Raw genomic sequence first — 19,651 nt, forward strand, 5'->3', positions numbered from 1 at the left:
ATCTGAGCATGCGAATTTTAAATGAGCTGGAAATAAAGTCACCAAGCAATTAGATCAATAATAGAAAAAGTGAGGAACACAACATGGCTGATTTAAACTCGAAATTATTTAGTGCTGCAGACAACTTGCGAAGTAAAATGGATGCATCAGAATACAAAAACTACTTATTAGGGTTGATCTTTTACAAGTACTTATCAGATAAGTTGTTAGAACAAGTAGTTGAAATAGCTGATGAATCGCTAGAAGAAAACAACACACAAGAAAAACAAACGCAATTGTATCGGGATTTATTAGAAGATGAAGAGATAAAAAATGACTTGATAGAAACGTTAGTGGACACATTGGGATATGAAATTGCACCAGGGTATTTATTCAATGCCTTAACCGATCAAGCAAAACAAAACACGTTTCAGCTGATTGACTTGAAAAATGCCTTTATTGATTTGTCTACAAAATATAATCAATTCAATGGATTGTTTGATGATGTAGATTTGAATTCGAAAAAACTGGGATCAGATAATCAACAACGAAACATTACCATTACAGAAGTACTGAAGAAACTAAATGATATCGATGTGTTAGGACATAATGGCGATGTCATTGGGGATGCATATGAGTTCTTGATTGGTCAATTTGCCTCAGAAGCTGGTAAGAAAGCTGGAGAATTTTATACACCTCATGAAGTATCTAAAATGATGGCTCGTATTGCTGCAATTGGCCAAGAAGACAAAAAATTGTTTAGCGTATTTGACCCAACCATGGGATCAGGTTCCTTAATGTTGAATATTAGAAACTATATTAACCATCCAGAAAGTGTAAAGTATCATGGACAAGAACTAAATACAACTACCTATAATCTAGCGAAGATGAATTTAATCTTGCATGGTGTGAATAAAGAAGATATGCGTTTACGTAATGGAGATACATTGAATAAAGATTGGCCGACAGATGAGCCTTATACCTTTGATTCTGTCCTTATGAATCCACCTTATTCAGCTAATTGGTCTTCAGATGATACGTTTTTAGATGATTCTCGTTTCAATCGTTATGGGAAGTTAGCACCAAAATCAAAAGCAGACTTTGCTTTTCTTTTACATGGGTTCTATCATTTGAAAGATTCGGGGACAATGGCAATCGTCTTACCACATGGGGTACTGTTCCGTGGAGCTGCAGAAGGTGTGATTCGTAAGAAATTATTAGAAGATGGCAGTATTGATGCCGTAATTGGCATGCCAGCAAACTTATTCTTTGGAACTTCAATAACAACAACCGTCATCATCTTGAAGAAAAATCGTACTACTCGTGATGTGTTATTTATTGATGCAAGTAATGAGTTTACGAAAGGAAAGAACCAAAATAAACTATCCAAAGAACATATTGATAAGATTGTTGAAACGTATAAGAAGCGAGAACCTGTAAAGAAATATGCTCACGTTGCTACATTTGAGGAAATTAAAGAAAATGATTTCAATTTGAATATTCCTCGATACGTAGATACCTTTGAAGAAGAAGCGCCTGTTGATATGGCATCAATTGGCTCAACAATCAAAGACATTCGAAAAGAAAAAGCCCAACTAGAATCTAGCTTATATGAAATGATTTCTTCTCTCCAATTTGAAGAAGAAAATGCAGAATGGATGAGGGGTGCATTAGAGGTGTTTAATCGTGAAAAATAACCATACACCAGAAATTCGATTTCCAGGGTTTACTGGGGATTGGGAACAACGAAAGTTAGGGGATCTTGTAATTGATGTTAGTAGGCCCCTAAAGATGGTTGATGATGATATCTATCAACTTGTCACTGTAAAAAGGCGTAATGGTGGCATTGTATCTAGGGGGATTTATAAAGGCTCTGAAGTTTTAGTTAAATCACAATTCATTATAAAAACGGGTGATTATCTTATCTCTAAAAGACAAGTAGTTCATGGAGCTAATGGAATAGTACCTGAATACCTTGATGGATCAATAGTTTCTAACGAATATCTTGTTTTACACGGAACTAAGGACTTAAATATCGAATTCTTTTCTCTAATCTCAGAATTGCCAAGTATGTATAAAAATTATTTCTTAAGTTCGTATGGTATTGATATAGAGAAATTAGTATTTAATGTACCTGATTGGAAGAAGAGAAGAATATCTATTCCTTCAATTCCAGAGCAAGACCAAATTACTTCTTTTATTAAAGTCATGAATAATGCTATAGCTCTTCAGCAGCAAGAACTAATCACCCTCGAACAAACAAAACAGGGATTCTTGCAAAAAATGTTTCCAACAGAAGAAGAGTCTGTGCCAAAAGTTCGTTTCCCAGGTTTTACAGGAGATTGGGAACAGTGTAGGTTAAAAGATTTAGGTGAAATAAAGACAGGTTCAACACCATCAACAGTTGATGCTGATAACTATTCAGGAGATGGAATGATCTGGGTAACTCCGTCAGATATTGTTAATAGAGTAACAACAGTTACTGCTAAAAAGTTGTCTAAAAAAGGCCAGCTTAAGGCTAGAATCGTAGAACCAGGTACTATTCTTGTAACTTCAATTGCGAGTATAGGTAAAAATACTATGGTCGAAGAATTTGCTAGTTTTAATCAACAAATCAATTCTTTGACACCTAGTAATGAAAATGATTCATACTTTTTATTAACGCAGTCTGATTTCTGGTCTAGAAAAATGAAAAACATTGCAGCATCTGGAACAATGCAAATAGTTAATAAGAATGATTTCTCCAATATTTCTGTTTTGGTTCCAAAAAAAGAAGAGCAAATTAAAATTGGTAACTTTTTTAAACAGTTTGACAATTCTATAGCTCTTCAGCATCTTGAATTAAATGCCTTAAAAGAAACGAAAAAAGCATTCCTACAAAAGATGTTTGCCTAAGTGAATAGAAGAGAGGGAGAAACATGACAAAGATACCACATAACGATGAAGCTGAAGTAGAACGTCGACTGATTGAAGTACTAGGCGAAGGGCATAATCAGTGGAATTATCGTCCAGATTTGAAATCAGAAGAAGACCTATGGATGAACTTGCGTCAAAAAATTACTCAAAATAACTTATCAGAAATTGGAGAATATCCAATTTCCGATAAAGAATTTGACAATATTAAAACAGAATTACTATTGAAAACACAGACACCCTTTGATGCTGCTAGATGGCTCAAAGGGGAGAATGGAATTTCTTGGATTACTATTGAACGGGAAGATGTTTCCCTAGGTACAATGTCGTTGGTGTTGTATTCCAATCAAGACATTGGTGGCGGAATCTCTACTTACGAAGTCGTTCATCAGATTGCGAAACAAAAGGCAGGTGTTGATGGTCGTGATCGCCGATTTGATGTGACACTTTTAATCAATGGGTTGCCAATTGTTCAAATTGAATTGAAACAGGTTAGTGCCAAAGACGGTGTATTCCAAGCATATAACCAAATCAAGAAATACGCAGAAGAAGGGATGTTTAGAAATAATATTTTTTCCACTCTTCAGTTATTTGTCATATCTAACGAACAAACAACTCGCTATTTTGCCAATGCGATGCCGAAAGACATGCATAAGAAATTTGTCTTTAGCTGGCGGACAACGGACAATCGAAAAGTAGAAAATCTCTATGAATTTGTGAAACAGGTTTTGAATATACCAGATGCTCATCGCTTGATTGCCAATTATACAATTGTCAGTGAGGAACAGGATAATAAAGCATTAATGGTACTGCATCCGTATCAAATTCATGCAATTGAAGCTTTGTTTACGTCTGCTATGAAACATAAATCCGGATATGTTTGGCATGCGACTGGTTCAGGAAAAACGTTGACAAGTTTTGTTTCTACGAAGTTATTAGCTCGTAAACCAGGCGTAGATCGTACCATTATGCTCATTGATCGAAAAGACTTAGATAATCAGACTACGACAGAATTTACGAAATTTGCTTCCGAGTTTAATACGGGTATTTCGTCTGGTAAAGCCAAGTCTAATAGTTTGATTGTTGGAACCGAAAGTGCGAAAGAATTAAGTAATACACTACTATCTGATACCAATTCTAATACAGTGATTATCACAACTCGTCAAAAATTAGAAGCTGCCTTGCGCTATGCCCAGAAACAAGAGGAACAAAAAGGTACCCAGCGCTTTAAGAAACTAGTAGGGCAACATATTGTCTTTGTTGTGGATGAATGCCATCGAGCGTTAAGTGCGGAAGGGATGGAAGATATTAAGAAGTTTTTCCCTAATTCTACATGGTTTGGATTTACAGGTACACCTATATTTAATGAAAATAAGAAACAAGCTAAAGGTCAATTAGCTCGTACCACTCACGATCAATATGGCGAACGTTTACACACCTATACCATTAAGAATGCGTTAGATGATGGGGCTGTTTTAGGTTTCCAAGTAGAGCATGAAGATACGATTGATGAGATAACATTAATTAATCATATTTTTACTCAACTGCGTCAAAATGAAAAATACGCTCATTGTAGTGATGATGAAATTAACAAGATTATCGATCAAATGGATGGTATGGAAAAGGAAGCATATCTTGAACCATCTTCATTCGAACATGATGGACATATTCAAAAAGTCATTCATAAGATTTTCCGACCCGATAATGCCTATATTAAATTTGATTTCCAAAACGGTCGCCCTCAAAAGTCTGCCATTTTAACAACGAGTTCTATTGATATGGCGAAACGCTACTATCAGGCAATCAAGGAAATGGTCAAAGCTCCGGATTGGTTAACTAAAGAATTTGTTGGGCATCCGATTCGAAAAGGGCGTACAATTGAAGATCTGGATTTCCCACGTATTGCCATCACCTATTCAATACAAGAAAATGAAGATAATTCGAAAAAAATTCAAGATGAAATGAAAGACATTATCAAGGATTATAATGATTATTACCACACTGCTTGGTCGATAGAAGATATTGAACGATATAATGGCGATATCAACAATCGCTTAGCTCGTAAGAAAGCTGAGTTCAAAGAATTTGGAAAACAAATTGACTTAGTCATTGTTGTAGATCGTTTATTAACTGGATTCGATGCACCGACGATTCAAACATTATTTGTGGATCGTAATTTGAGTTATGCCAATTTGATACAGGCATTTTCTCGAACAAATCGTACGTATCCAGGAAAAACAAAAGGGTTGATTGTAACATTCCGAAAGCCTTCAACAATGGAACAAAATGTTAAAGATGCCACGAAGTTATACTCTGAAGCACAAGAGGAAACGAATCTTGTTTATCCGACTTATGATGAATCGAAAAAACGCTTTAAAAAGGCTCATAAAGTGTTAACAACGTTAGTTCCAAATCCAACTGACATTGACGAGCACTCATCTCTAGAAACCCGGATAGAATTCGTTAAAGCTTTCCAAGAGCTTAACAATGCCTATGAAGCTTTAGTTACGTACGATGATTACAACAATGAGATGGAGAAATCAACTGCACTTCAAGAACAGGTGAAAACCTTAGAAGAATACATTGGCGTATACAACACGGTTAAAGGTTCACTAGTAGAAGAGGGGGGCAAAGATGGACCAGAGCCAGATTTCTCAGGAATTGAATTTTATGGAGAGAATGCGATTAAGATCTATGATATTGACTCAACCTATATTGATCAACTATTAGGAACGTACTCAGCCAATAATCAGAATATCCGTGACGAGATCGAAAAAGCACTACAAAAACTGAAGAAATCAGAAGTAGTTAAAGAAGTGTACCATGCGATTTTAAACGCTATTGATGCGAAAGAAATAGAAGCAGAGGAAGATATTCTTGTAGTAAAAAGACGCTTCTTTACTAATTCACGTAACAAGGTGATTAAAGAATTTGCGAATACTTGGTTTGTGGGAGAGGATGAGTTGCATTTATCTACAATTCAATATGTGATAGGTGCAGACCCTATTCCGAATATTGGGGGCATCATCAACAGTAAGCAATTTGATCAGTATAAAGCCGTACATCCAGATGCAAAGCCGTTGAAATATGGACCAGAGATGAAGCGCCAGTGGAGAAAGACATTAGATGAAGTCATTGTACCTTTAGATGATGAATTGCGTTAGATGTGATATTTTAGACGAAATTGATGGACGACCATTAGATGATTATTGGGAGCTGCATTATGAACAAAGAAGATCAAGAAAAGTTGGATATTAGTAATAGTTCAAAGAATATACATATTGTTGGAAACTGCATTATGAACCAAGAAGGTCAAGATATTAATAATAATTCAAAGAATATAGTTATTGTTGGAAACGGATTTGATATGAGTCTTGGTCTCAAGAGTTCATATCAGGATTTTATTGAGTATATTAAGAGTAGGAAAAAGTTTGATGAAGATTACGAATTATACAAATATAATAGACTTTTTTTAAGGAAATATGAAAATTTTCGTTTGAATTGGTCTGATTTTGAAAGTTTATATGAAGAAACTGTAAGAAGAATAAATGATCGATCTCAGAAAAATGAAGAACCGCAGGATATTTTTGATATATCGTCGGTAAATGATTCTATTAAAAGATTAGAGGAAGATTTTTTTGAATATCTTTTAGAAGAATACTCAAAGTGGATTGAACAAAAGACGATTTTGGATGGTGATTACAAAAGATTTACAGAAAAAGTTAACCCTTTTTATAAAAAACTAATTAAAGATAAAAACACATTCTTTATTAATTTTAATTATACGAACATAATTAAAGACTTATGTGAAAGTGTACTTTATGACACTGATAAAATACAGCAAACTAATTCAGAAATAAGGGAAGCGAAAAAAAGAGTTTTTCATATACATGGAAGTCTAGAAAAAGAAAACATTTTATTCGGAGGTGGTTTTACTGATAGTGAGGATATTAATAAGATTCATTATTCTCAGTCTTTAAAAAATGATAAGTTGTTTAGAATTAAGGAAAATGGGATATTAAATTCAACAAGAGAAAAGATAATGTCTACTATTGATTTGAATAGTGAAGATATGAATATTGATTTATTTATTATGGGACATTCTCTTCAAGGAAGTGATTTTCCATTCTTATCAAAATTAATTCAAAAAGCAAACAAGGTATTTATATTTTATTATGAAGATGATTACATTTTTAAAATGGAAGAAATTCTGAGGAAATTTGGTTCTTCTGTTGCCGAAAAAATTGTGTTGGTTCCTTTCATAGAAATATTATTGCAGGATAGATTGATCGTATCTAATTATAAGGATTATCAGGCTATAGAGTCTTTTTTGCCAAATAAATTTCCAAGTGAAGAAATATTACCTGAATTCTCTTTAACTATAGCCCATTTTACTTTTCGCAATATAAATGAATTGAGAATAAACCCAGATAATATTGAGAATGTACTTCTTATTGCAAGTAATTTAGTACACAATAAAAATGCTTCTAGGATCTCTCAGGTTTATTTTGAAGAAACAATAGATTACGATGCCTTTATTAGCCATAGCAATTATAAGGATTTTCTAATGTTGCTGAAATGGGTGAATAAGGTTGTTTTTTCTAATACGGAAATAGATAGCGGTTTTTTTAACCAACTTTTGAAAAGTGGTATTAATTTGGATTATATTAAAATGGAAAATTGTACACTAGTGAATGGACACGTGAGTGCAGATATATCTGTATGTGAGTCATTGAGAAGGCTTGAAATAATAGACTGCTCCTTCACATCTAATCCATTAGATACAAGAAAAAATATTTTCTACATTGAATCAGTTGCGCAGAATAATATAGAAAAATTAACAATATTAAGGAATACAAATCTTGTAATTGAGAAAAGTGTCTTAGAAAAATCAACAAATTTAATAGAACTTAATATCTCAATAACCAATGAAAATGTTTACCAAGAAGAGATTCACTTAAGAGATTTAGAAATTTTAAAAATTGATCATTCCTCGGGTTTAGTTCCTAACCTAACAGTAGGGAACAAGATTGAGGAAATAATTATAATTGGGTATTCTGATGAGTTTTTTAAACTCTCATCGATTTTGAGTAGTAATGAAGAAGTAGGATTCCCTAAGCTTAGACTCTTTCATTTGAAAACCCCAGATCAAATGACTTCATGTCATGAAATCATTGTTGATGTTATTTTAGATGTTATTTCAAATGATACTAAATTTATTGTAGATAAAGATATTAAATCAATTAAACAATATTATTCGGAGTATAGAGAGCCCCATATCCAAAACTTTAATTACTTCGAAGGATTAATAGATAATAATATCTTAATAAAATTTAAAAACTTGTTTTTAGAAATATCGAATTTAACAAATCAATCAACTATTGAAGAACTTTTAGAAAAAATGAGTACTAAACTAGAGATAGAAATTCAAACTATCAAGCAGATGGGTCTAGATATAGAACAAAAAGATGTAAATGGTTCAAATCAAAATAACGAATATGATTCGTGGAGAAAATCTGTTACTAATAAAAATGATGTTATATATACAACAATTGATAGTTTGTTGTATGAATACGCAACAGGAAATGTATCTGCACATGAAGAACTTTTTAATGCTTTACAGCAACAGGATAAAGCTGAAATTATAATGGGAATTTATCGTGAAATTACGAATCAGATTAGTCAAATAAAATTAAATTCAAAAGAAGATGTACTAGAGCTGAAACATAAATTTTTTACACAGGCTTTAAATAAAGTCATTAAAGATTTTTCTGAGGAGTGGTTTGTTTCGGAAGATGAACTCAATCTATCGGCTATGCAGTATGTTGCAGGTGCTGATAACATTCCGAATATTGGTAGGGTTATTAAAAGCAAAGATTATGAGAGCTTCAAAGTTAAACATCCAGAAGCCACCTCATTTAAGTATGTCAAAGCAATGAAACAGGATTGGCAAAAAGAGTTGGATGAAAAAGTGGTGTGGTTGAATGATGAATTGAGAAGAGTTGAAAAGCAAATAAAGTTCGAGGTTAAAGACTCTAAGCGTCAAATAGTCCCAACCTACTAAATGGCTGGGGATTATTTTAAGAAAAACTCATGCTAATTTTTATCAAGCGTAGTCAAAAACGTAGTCAAAAAAAGTAACTGCCCCCGCAAGTATTGATATTATAATACTTTGAGACGGTTGATTCGACTCCCGCCGTCTCCATACTGTGTTTTTCTAGAGTTGTCTAGAGTGGTCAAAACCCTTGTATATCAAGGGTTTTTTCTTTTTTAGTTGTACTGAGTTTTCTGGGCTTTTTAGCGGAAACTGGCTAAAAATCTGGCTACTTTTGGGTCAAATTTATGAGTTTAAGTACGTCACAAATTTATTAATTGTTTCGTTTTTTGCACGCTTTGATAGGTGCGTATAAATATTGAGTGTTGTTTGCACATCTGTGTGACCTAATCGTTCTTGTACTTCTTTGACACTTGCACCCGCTTCGAAAAGCAAAGAGCAGTGGACATGTCGAAAAGAGTGGACATGTGTGTAAGGTAAGCTGTATTTATCGATAATTTTCATAAGCCATCTTCTAGGGATTGTTTGCTGCAATAAACCATTTTGTTCGTTTGTAAACATTAATTGGCTTTTGTCACTCACATTTGGAAATTTACCTTGCTGAATCTTTTTCCATTCTGATAAGATGCGGCATGTTTCATCATCGATTAAAAGCTGGCGTGAAGTATCGGTTTTCGTTGATTTAATATAGAGCTTGTTATTTTTACCTCTTGAAAGAGCTTTTGTAATGAGCAGTTCCTTTGTATCGAAATTTAAATCCGCCCAGGTTAATGCAAGTGCCTCACCTTTACGGATACCTGAAAAAGCAAGCAGATAGAAAAAAGCGGTGATTTGAGCGTTACTATATTGCTTTAAGCATTGAAGAAAGTAAACTAGCTGCTCCTTTGAATAGTAGTTGACCTCGGTATCTAATACAGTAGAAGCTTTAATTTTTGGGAGATCCACTAGCTTGAATGGATTAGAACTGATGTACTCACGCTTAATTGCAAAATCAATTACCTTAGATGCATACGTTTTAACGGTACGGAATTTTTTCAATTTTAATGAGCATTCATCAACAAAGTTTTGGCAAATCGGTACGTTTAATTTTTCGATTCGATAATGCCCAATTGCAGGTAGAATATGATTCCTGAAAATGCCAAGGGTTTTGACAAAGGTGCTTTCTTCGACAGTTCTTTCGTAGTGCTGAATCCAGACATTGAATATGTCCTCATACGTTTCAGTTTTAGGTTTCTTATATTCCCCTTTACTAACTTCGACTCTTAATTGAGCTAAAGAGAGATTAGCCTCTTTTTTTGTTAGAAAGCCACGTCTAGTAACGTGAATTTGTTTACCTGTTTCGCTATCCATTCCTAAATAAAGCTTAAACATATAGTAGGTCTTGCCATCTTTTTTTGTATATGATTTAATATTGTCTTTCATTGAAATGCCTCCTAGAACCATACAGGGAAACTAGGGGTACAGTTAATTTTGCTATTAACTGTATTGTTAGTATAGCTTATAAAAAACGTTTTCCCAATAAATAAACTTCCTTTATTTTGGTAGCATTTAGTGTTGAAATAATGATGGATAGATAAAAAGGCTATTCGAAATTATTAGTCGAATATTTGCAAATTACTATATTACAGTACACAATTGAAACAAACTGTGCATTAAGGATGTGATTATTTTGAGTACACAAAAAATAAATCTCTATGTTGATGATTTAAGAGATTGTACTATCGCAAGAAATATTGAAAAAGCGATTTATTATCTTGAAAATCATAAAGTACACATCCTCTCACTTGACCACGACTTAGGTGAAGATATAAATGGTGTATTACTTCCTACTGATTATGATTTAGTAAAATATATGTGCCAAAATGGTTTGTATGCTGACAAAATTTATCTACATACTGATAATGGTGTGGGTAGAGAAAATATGTATCAAACACTTAAAGCTTCTCAAAGGAGAGGTTTTATTAGTGGTGAAATTGAAATTTATCATTATCCGATTACTAAGAATACGTATTCTGGTTAGTTGTAAAACATTTGCACACATTCTATCGAAATTATTGAGTGCTCCATACAATCAAATAAAATATTTCATTACTTATTGCTAATACCTTCTTAAAGATAGAGAAAGGCGGAGCGTCTGATTTATGCGGATTTACAACGTTAAGCAACAAAAATGTTCCCAAATACGATTTTGGGAACGGGAATGCACTATAATTAAATAAAGGGGGATATTATTGAATTTATTAATTGAAAGAGGCAAAGTATCGTAACTTTTTTACAAATAGCGTGACTTTATTTTAAAGCCACAGTGGTTCACTTGATTGTAGAAAAATAAAACTTAGGGGCGGGTGGGATGACAAAATAAATGGAATCCGATTAGATAATTAGAACAGTGGAATTATATGGGCGAAAATAACAGAGGGCTAGTCTTCGATAATAAATATTAATTGAAGAATCGGGATAAATGGAAATCTAGAATTATACTTAGGAGGTAACTTATATGTTTAATTTAAAAATTACAGATAATATAAAATTATCACTTGAAGTATCTGAAGACTATCTAAAAAATATAATTGAAGAACCTGGGAATGTTAAGAATTACAAAATGTTAATTCTTAATTTACATAATTCGCTAGAGTTAACGTTTAAATTTATGTTGCAATCGAGAAATGATTTTATGATTTATGATATGCAGGATAGTAGTTCTTACCGCAAAGTTATTGACACTTATAAAAGTTTACATAAACAAAGAAAATTTTCTACAGGAAAAATACTGTCAGAAAAGGGATTACCTACGGTTTCATTTACTAAGGCTTATGAGATACTAGCATACCTTTATAATGTAGAAGAATTTGATGAGAAATTTATTTTTAAATTAAAGAGAATTAATACATTACGCAATGGATTGACCCATTTTGAAGCCAGAGTGGAACACACTGACATAATAGTTCTATATAATCTTTTCGAAGAATGTGTCAATTTATATAATTCTGAAATAAAAAGCGACAGAAATGCATTTTTGAACTTAATTAATGATGGTAATGATGAATTTATACCGAATCCAGATATGGCATTTGAATTTTCAAATGCCATAGAAAATATCAAAATGGAACTGTTGGATAAACCTATTATCAGAGAACTTATTAGTTTTTTGATAGTAGAAATAAACAGTGTAAATGATATAGATTTAAATGATTATGAAAAAATATGCGAATTTTTCCTTGAAAAACCCCTAAAGCTTACTCCGAAACTTGATCGAAAAGAAATTTCAAAAGAAATTGGTGCAGATTCATTCGTGTGGGAACTTTTAGAGCAACGCAAAAATCGAGAGGAAGAAAATAAAAAACTAATAGGAAGAATAAATACGCTACATAAGGAATCTGATAAAAAACGAGCTAATTCTAAAGAATTTCTTTTGGAGTTTATTTTTCTGATGTTAGAATCAGATTTCATGGATGAAAGGGTCTACTACGATAGTTTTGAGATTGATATAATGAGTGGAATAAGTTTAACAAAAAGTTGCAAGAAACTTATTCTAAAAAAATGGCATAGTAAGAATGAGATTTGTGAAGCATTTAAACTATTTCCAAATGAATACGAAGACTTATTGAAGTTCGATCCAGATCATGATCATTCTGATAACTCGTTTGATGACATATTTGATTGTAGAGTATAGTACTCTTCTAAAAGGAAAATCTATTTAATTGATGTTTTGACGATTCATGGTTATATGGAAATTTTGTTCCCTAAAGGTCTTTTAGGGACAGATACATTTGTACGTAAAATGACGGATGTAGTTACGATTCCAGAAGAAGATTGGACGAATGTTGAGATAGTAGGTTGGTTATATCAGTACTATATTTCTGAGGAAAATGAACGTGTTATTCAAGGGAAGAAAAAATACAAAAAAGAAGAAATTCCATATGCAACACAGCTATTTACACCTGAGTGGATTGTGCGATACATGGTACAAAATGCATTAGGGCGTTATTGGATAGAATCACATCCCGAACATCGAGATTTAATTAAAAACTGGGAATATTATATTGAAAATCAGAATCTAGTATCCGATTTTGAAGAAAAATTAGCACTATATACAAATAAAGTGCTAAATGTAGAAGATATTAAGTGTTTTGATCCGGCAATGGGAAGTGGACATATACTTGCTTATATGTTCGATGTACTTTACGAAATTTATAGTAAATGTGGATATATGGAACGTGAAATTCCACGTTTAATTATTGAAAAAAATTTGTATGGTCTAGATATTGATAAAAGGGCTTATCAATTAGCTTGTTTTACAGTATTTATGAAAGCTCAGCAGTACAATCATCGTTTTTTACGTAGTGTTGAAAGAGAGGAAATAGAATTAAATCTCGCTACTATAATTGAGACGAATAAAATTACAAATGATGAAATTATTTATATAGCTGGAGAAACAGAGGGTACGTATTTTAATACAGTTCAACAATTTATAGGTTTATTCAAAGATGCTCAGTCAATAGGGTCACTTGTAAAATTAGAAGCTGTAAATATAATTGAATTAAATAGTCGTATAAAGCAATTAGAGATCAAAGATGGAGATTTATTTGAATTAGAGTTTAAGGAAATTATAGTTCCTCTTTTAAAACAATTAATTAAACAATATAAAATATTGACAACATCATATAATATTTTAGTTACAAATCCTCCTTATATGGGAGGAAGATATATGCCAGAGATATTAAAAGACTATATTAATATAAACTATTCAGATTCAAAATCGGATATTTTTTCCTCATTTTTAGAGATGTGTTTCAATAAAATCAATTCAAATGGTATTTTAAGTTTTTTAACACCTTTTGTTTGGATGTATATATCAGATTATGAGAAATTGCGAAAGAGAATTTTAAGCGAATTTACAATAAACTCTTTAATAGAATTAGAATATAATGCTTTTCCAGAAGCATGTGTACCAGTGTGTACCTTTAATTTAAGAAAGAATAAAATTAAAATACTTTCACAATTTATTAAATTAGCGGAGTTCCCAGGTGCTGATATTCAGTCTGAAAAAGTACTAGAAGCAATTAATAATACCAATTGTTCTTACAAGTATGTGATTGATACGAGTCTTTTTAATCAAACTCCAGAAAGCACATTCACATATGTACTGACTAGAAGAATGAATGAATTATTTAATGAAGGTATTAGCATAGAAACTTTAAGTGATTTTACGGGTTCTCAAAATATAACAGCAAATAATAAAAAATATTTAAGGAAATGGTGGGAGGTTAATCCATTAACTTTAAATACACGATGGCGTTTTTATGCTAAGGGAGGCAAATTTAGAAGACATTATGGGAATCTTAATAATGTAGTAGATTGGTCAGCAGAAGCAAGAGCTTTTTATAAAAATAATAAAACATCGAATCTTTTAGATGAAAAATATTGGTATGTTGAAGGGATAACGTATACAGATATTACAACTACAAGGGCATCAACATTTAGATATTTACCAAAGGGCTGCGTATTTGATAAATCTGGACCTTCAATAAATAATGTCCAATATCTATATTATGTTTTAGCATTTTTTAATACAAATATTGTGAAACGGTATTTAGAAGCTTTAAATCCAACAATGCATGTACAAGTAAAAGACGTAAAGAATTTACCAATTATTATAGATGAATCTATGGTCGACGAGATTACGTTTTTACAAAAAGAAAATATAGAATTAACAAAAAAGGATTGGGATTCTAATGAATCTTCTCACGAATTTAAATTGTTTAGACCTTTGACTTTTAAAGATAATAATTTAAAGAAAACTTTTGAAGTGTTTCAGCTAAAAGTAAATGAAGATTATAATAAATTAAAATGTAATGAAGAAAAAATAAATAAGTTATTTTTAGAGATTTATGGTTTGATAAATGAACTAGATTTTCAAGTAAAAGAAGAGGATATTAGTATTACAAAATATAATTTAGAAAATCAAGTGAAAAATTTATTATCTTATGTTATTGGCTTAGGATTTGGAAGGTTTAAATTATCTGATATTGAAAATATAAATTTTGAAGTAGATAAATATAAGAAGTTTAATGATTTGATAAAAAATGTGAAATTTATAGAACTTCCTAAAAGGTCGAAATCAACTAAAATTGAAGCTTTAGATGTTTTAATTGAATTCTTAGAACTTATATTCGATGAGAATAGTCTTGAAGAAAATTTAATTTTCATTTCAGAAGTACTTGGAAAGAAAAATAATGAAACTGCTAGAGAAACCATTAGAAGATATTACTTTAGTGAGTTTAATAAACATCATCTCCAAATTTATCAAAAAACCCCAGTGTATTGGAATTTAGTTTCTGGTAAAGAAAAGGCATTCAATGGACTGATATCTATGCATAATTATGATAAAGCTATGTTTTCTCTTATCCGTACAGATTATGTACATGAAGTCCAAAATCGTATAGATGCCGAAAAAAGTGATTTATTAACTATTATCAATAGTGATTCAACTGTTAAAGAAATTACTACTGCGAAGAACGAACTAAAATCATTGGAGAAAAAGATTGATGAACTGAAAAAATATGATGAGCTATTACACCATATAGCAGATCAACAAATTGAAATCGATTTAGATGATGGTGTGAAGCATAATTATGAGCTATTTAAAGGACTAGTAGCGAAGATTTAATTATAGAAAGAGAAGCAGTTGTTATGAACTAGCTTCTCTTTTGTTTACTATAGTGAATGCAAATGCATAGAGGGGGAAAGAAAAATGTATATTTCAAAACTCAATATTTCAGGATATAAAAATGCGAAAGTAAATTCAGAAATTGAATTTAGTAAGGGCTTAAATATATTAGTTGGTGAAAATGGAGCAGGTAAGACAACAACTATTAATGCCTTAAGGTTAGTACTTAAAGAAAATGAATTTTCTTATATGAATATATGTGAAGATGATTTTTATGTTGCATTAGACAAATCATACATAGCCCCCAAAATTTCTATTGATTTAACATTTGAGGAATTGAATCAGGATGAACAAATAACTTTCCTAACTTGGTGTGATGAGAAATTTAAAGCACGGCTGCATTTAGAAGTGAATTCATCTCCAAATAGGAAGGGGTACTATAAAAAGGATATTTGGGGTGGAGCATCTAAAGCTAGTATTTTTGAAGAAGAAACGTATGAATACATTGATTGTATTTACTTGCCACCTCTAAGAGATGCAGAGGAAAAATTAATTAATGGAAGAAAATCGCGATTGGCTCAATTGTTAAAAAAGCAATATGATGATAATAAAGATACATTGGTGGAAAAAGTTTCAGCTTTTAATGAGCAAATCACAACAAATATAAATGGTGATTATAATGAAATGGAATCTGCTAAAAACAGTATAAACAGAAAGTTAGAAGAAGCTTTAGGAAATAGGCTTGGTCAGAGCATTAATTTACAATTTGCAGAAACTAACTTCAATCGAATTGTAGAAAGTATAAAAATGGTCTTCTTTCCAGGCATTAAGCAAACAAATCAAGAATTTTTTAGAGACATATCAGTAAATAGCTTAGGCTACAATAATCTACTTTATATAGCAACTGTATTTGCGGAACTTGAATTATTAAAATCTACAAATCTGATGACGGTCTTATTAATTGAAGAGCCAGAAGCACATTTACATCCACAATTACAAATTAAATTTATTAAATATTTAGAAAGTATAACGAGTGAATTAAACAATATTCAAGTTATTGTTACAACGCACTCACCAGTATTAGCGGCATCTGTAGATTTAGATCATTTAAGTCACATTACATATCTAGATGAAAAAATAGTTGCTTCATCGTTAAAAAATATTGATTTAGGTAAGAGTAAAAATTATCTCAATCGTTGGCTAGATATTACAAAATCTACTTTATTATTTTCGAAAGGAATTATTTTAGTTGAGGGTATAAGTGAAGCAATGCTTATTCCAACTTTAGCTAGAATTGTTCTAGCGGAGTATAACTCAAAAAATTATGAGGATCAATTGCCAAGTTCTTTAGAAGAAGCAGGAGTGTCAGTAATCAATATCTATGGAATTAACTTTACACATTTCATGAAACTATTTGCAAACTTTGAGGATGCAACAGGAGTTCAGAAATTACCGATTTTTTGTGCAGGTATTACAGATAATGATCCAGCAAAACAAAAGGTAGAAATTTATGATGATGATGGTGAATTAGTAATGAAGGGTGGCAACCCAGCGACGGAATTAAAAGAAGTTTATCCAACTGAACAGGTCTTAGGAGCTAATAGTGCATTGAAATTAAAAGAGGACATTAATAAAAGCGATTGGGCTAGATTATATAGTTCACCACTAAAAACTTTTGAATACGATTTATTGATGGAAGGCAATATTGTAATAATGACGGAGGTTCTTAAAGGTTTGTGGCCGTCTGAAGCAGGAAGTGTATTTAAAACATGTAAGGAAATTGTTGAACGAGATAATATTTATTCTGATATAAGTTTAAAGGCACAGGATGCAATATTTACATTTACGCATATTGATGATGAGAAGGTTGGCAAAGGGATGTATGCTCAGTCTTTGACATCTTATCTTGAGGCGGAAATATGTGGGATAAATAAATTAAATTTAGAAACAAATGAAAAGTTACATAAAATACAAAAACTTTTTAAAGTACCTACTTATATTAAGCAAGCGATCATTTGGGCATGTAAAGGGGATGAATGGTGCGAATGAATAAACGGGAAATGGAACAAGAGATTGTAAAAGTTTTAGTAAGTAATCCAAATATTTCGGACGAATTTAAAGATTTTATTTTTGAAAAAGTACCAGAAAAAACTGAAGAACAATTACAGTATATTTTATCGCCTATTAATCAGAATGTATTTTTAGAAGCTTGTGCAGGAAGTGGTAAAACAGAAGTTGTTGGTATGAAGGCAGCCTATGAAATAAATAGATGGAATAATCAATCAGGTGGATTAGCAATTTTAACATTTACAAATGAAGCCACTGAAACAATTCAGATTAGAGTGAACCAATATTTAAATAAGTCCTCGGTATATCCGCATTATATTGGTACTTTAACAGGATATATTCATGGATATATTTCACAAAAATTCGGAAGTAGGTTTATAAAAAATAATAAATCGGAGGCTGATAAATCGTATTCCCTAATTGAAAAAAATACATCAGTATTTAATAATTCATGGCTTACTAAGTATAAGTTTGAAACTCCGTATTTTACTAACGTTGGAGGGAAGATTAATATTTATACACATCAAGTATATTACGATAATAAAATAGAAGATTTCATAATTAATTTATTCAATACGTCTGTATCATTAAAAGAATATTATGAATCTAAAGTTTTTCAAGATTTTGTACAAGCTTTAAGAACAGAGAAACAGCAGCCTTGGCTTTTACAATATGATTATATTAAGGATCAATTTAAAGAGAATAAAGCAGCTTTCTATAAGGACGGTTTTGCAAATTTTGAAGATATGTACCATTTAGCATATTATGTTCTGAAGAATAATTCGTTTTTAGCAAAGCAAGTTGTTAAACGATTTCCTGTTATTATTGTAGATGAATGCCAAGATTTATCATGGATTGAGCTGGCTATTTTAAAAATATTGGGTGATGCAGGAGCTACCTTACATTTTGTTGGAGATTTAAATCAAGCTATATATGAATTTAAAGATGCTGATCCAGAAGCTACATTAGAGGCTGTTGCAACATTTAATTATTTAAAATTAACGAATAATTTTAGAAGTCATGATTCAATTGTCAAGGTATCCAACAAAGTGGCATCTATTAGTCAAAAAATGATTGGGCATGCAACATGTAATTTAACTCAAGAAAACGTTTGTTATTACGAATATAATGATGTGCATTCATTGAAGGGAAAATACACTAAATTCCTTAAAGATAATAACATTTCCATTGAAAATTCTATAATGCTAGTCCGACAACAAAAATTAAAAGATATTTTAGGAAATAGTCAAGAAAACCCTCATCCAATCTTAGAGGCATCGCACCTTTGGAATAAGGGGGTTCCTTTCAAAAAAATTCAGGCTCTCGAATTAGTAGGGCAGGGTCTTCAAAAATATTTTGGTGTTACGAAAAACAAAAGAAGTTATTATTGTCCAGTGTCAATCGATTCATTATATAGATGGAGAATTTTTTTGAAGGATTATTTAAATTTGTTTAATGAATATCCAGAATTAATGACTTTTGATAATAAAACTTATGGAGAGTGGTACAAGCTATTTAGGGAGAATGCAATCAGTATATTAAATAAGGCTTATAAAAATTTGAAGCAATATGATAAAGAGGACCGCGATTTTAGTGAGGTAAAGATTATTTGTCCTAGTGGAACGACGAAAAATAAGATAACTTTTACTTCTATTACAAGCGATGATAATCACCCTAAAGTTAATACTATTCATATGGCTAAAGGAAACGAATATGATTCAGTGATGGTGGTATCTAGTGAAAGAAATACAGGGAATGGATATTGGAAGAAGTGGATTGATGGAAACGGAGAGGGGAGACGAATCGGTTATGTCGCAAATTCAAGAGCGAAGTATTCTTTAATATGGGCAGTACCGACTTTAACTAATGAAGAAAAGAGCTTGATAGAGTCATATGGTTTTAAGCCTATGGAAATTTAAAAATATAACTAATTGTAACCCTGTATCCTTATAGATTAAAGGATACAT

General features: G+C 31.6%; 10 protein-coding genes. 9 read left to right on the plus strand and 1 reads right to left on the minus strand.

Going from position 1 to position 19,651, the window contains the following annotated elements:
* Nucleotides 1-83: 83 nt before the first annotated feature.
* Genes ACYQ73_RS26450 through ACYQ73_RS26465 form a run of 4 tightly spaced genes read left to right on the plus strand, consistent with a single transcriptional unit; the run spans nt 84 to nt 8,956 of the window.
* Entirely contained in the window at nt 84-1,676 is a 1,593-nt protein-coding gene (locus ACYQ73_RS26450; protein ID WP_460015185.1) for a type I restriction-modification system subunit M, read from the plus strand.
* Nucleotides 1,666-2,874 (plus strand): restriction endonuclease subunit S, encoded by a 1,209-nt coding sequence (locus ACYQ73_RS26455; RefSeq protein ID WP_460015186.1) that lies wholly within the window; start codon nt 1,666-1,668, stop codon nt 2,872-2,874. Before ACYQ73_RS26450 ends, ACYQ73_RS26455 begins: the two co-directional genes overlap by 11 nt.
* A 23-nt stretch (nt 2,875-2,897) precedes the next feature.
* Nucleotides 2,898-6,056 (plus strand): type I restriction endonuclease subunit R, encoded by a 3,159-nt coding sequence (locus tag ACYQ73_RS26460; protein WP_460015187.1) that lies wholly within the window; start codon nt 2,898-2,900, stop codon nt 6,054-6,056.
* Between the two features lie 59 nt (nt 6,057-6,115).
* Nucleotides 6,116-8,956, plus strand: coding sequence for an AbiH family protein (locus ACYQ73_RS26465; protein WP_460015188.1), 2,841 nt, complete (start codon nt 6,116-6,118; stop codon nt 8,954-8,956).
* A 276-nt stretch (nt 8,957-9,232) separates the two neighbouring features.
* Here the strand turns inward: ACYQ73_RS26465 and ACYQ73_RS26470 are convergent, their stop codons facing one another.
* Nucleotides 9,233-10,369: a site-specific integrase gene (locus ACYQ73_RS26470; RefSeq protein ID WP_460015189.1), complete on the minus strand. Its 1,137-nt coding sequence runs from the start codon at nt 10,367-10,369 to the stop codon at nt 9,233-9,235.
* Nucleotides 10,370-10,616: 247 nt separating this feature from the next.
* Between ACYQ73_RS26470 and ACYQ73_RS26475 the strand changes: the two genes are divergently transcribed.
* From ACYQ73_RS26475 to ACYQ73_RS26495, 5 genes are all read left to right on the plus strand, one after another.
* Entirely contained in the window at nt 10,617-10,967 is a 351-nt protein-coding gene (locus tag ACYQ73_RS26475; protein ID WP_460015190.1) for a cyclic-phosphate processing receiver domain-containing protein, read from the plus strand.
* Between the two features lie 477 nt (nt 10,968-11,444).
* Nucleotides 11,445-12,620 carry a hypothetical protein gene (locus ACYQ73_RS26480; protein WP_460015191.1) on the plus strand — a complete coding sequence of 392 codons (1,176 nt, stop codon included), beginning with the start codon at nt 11,445-11,447 and terminating at the stop codon, nt 12,618-12,620.
* A gap of 36 nt (nt 12,621-12,656) precedes the next feature.
* Nucleotides 12,657-15,617, plus strand: coding sequence for a BREX-1 system adenine-specific DNA-methyltransferase PglX (pglX, locus tag ACYQ73_RS26485; RefSeq protein WP_460015192.1), 2,961 nt, complete (start codon nt 12,657-12,659; stop codon nt 15,615-15,617).
* A gap of 84 nt (nt 15,618-15,701) precedes the next feature.
* Nucleotides 15,702-17,666, plus strand: a complete 1,965-nt coding sequence (locus tag ACYQ73_RS26490; RefSeq protein WP_460015193.1) for an ATP-dependent nuclease — start codon at nt 15,702-15,704, stop codon at nt 17,664-17,666.
* On the plus strand, nt 17,663-19,603 hold the full coding sequence (locus ACYQ73_RS26495) for a UvrD-helicase domain-containing protein (RefSeq protein ID WP_460015194.1): 1,941 nt from the start codon (nt 17,663-17,665) through the stop codon (nt 19,601-19,603). The genes ACYQ73_RS26490 and ACYQ73_RS26495 overlap by 4 nt, the downstream gene beginning before the upstream one ends.
* The last annotated feature ends 48 nt before the right edge of the window (nt 19,604-19,651 follow it).

The organism is Lysinibacillus sp. CTST325 (genome assembly GCF_054665055.1).

Excerpts from the sequence above, each read along its gene's own strand:
- ACYQ73_RS26470 (WP_460015189.1), bottom strand. The coding sequence starts at position 10,369 with ATGAAAGACAATATTAAATCATATACAAAAAAAGATGGCAAGACCTAC.
- ACYQ73_RS26460 (WP_460015187.1), top strand. The coding sequence starts at position 2,898 with ATGACAAAGATACCACATAACGATGAAGCTGAAGTAGAACGTCGACTG.
- ACYQ73_RS26480 (WP_460015191.1), top strand. The coding sequence starts at position 11,445 with ATGTTTAATTTAAAAATTACAGATAATATAAAATTATCACTTGAAGTA.
- ACYQ73_RS26490 (WP_460015193.1), top strand. The coding sequence starts at position 15,702 with ATGTATATTTCAAAACTCAATATTTCAGGATATAAAAATGCGAAAGTA.
- ACYQ73_RS26450 (WP_460015185.1), top strand. The coding sequence starts at position 84 with ATGGCTGATTTAAACTCGAAATTATTTAGTGCTGCAGACAACTTGCGA.
- ACYQ73_RS26465 (WP_460015188.1), top strand. The coding sequence starts at position 6,116 with ATGAACAAAGAAGATCAAGAAAAGTTGGATATTAGTAATAGTTCAAAG.
- ACYQ73_RS26495 (WP_460015194.1), top strand. The coding sequence starts at position 17,663 with ATGAATAAACGGGAAATGGAACAAGAGATTGTAAAAGTTTTAGTAAGT.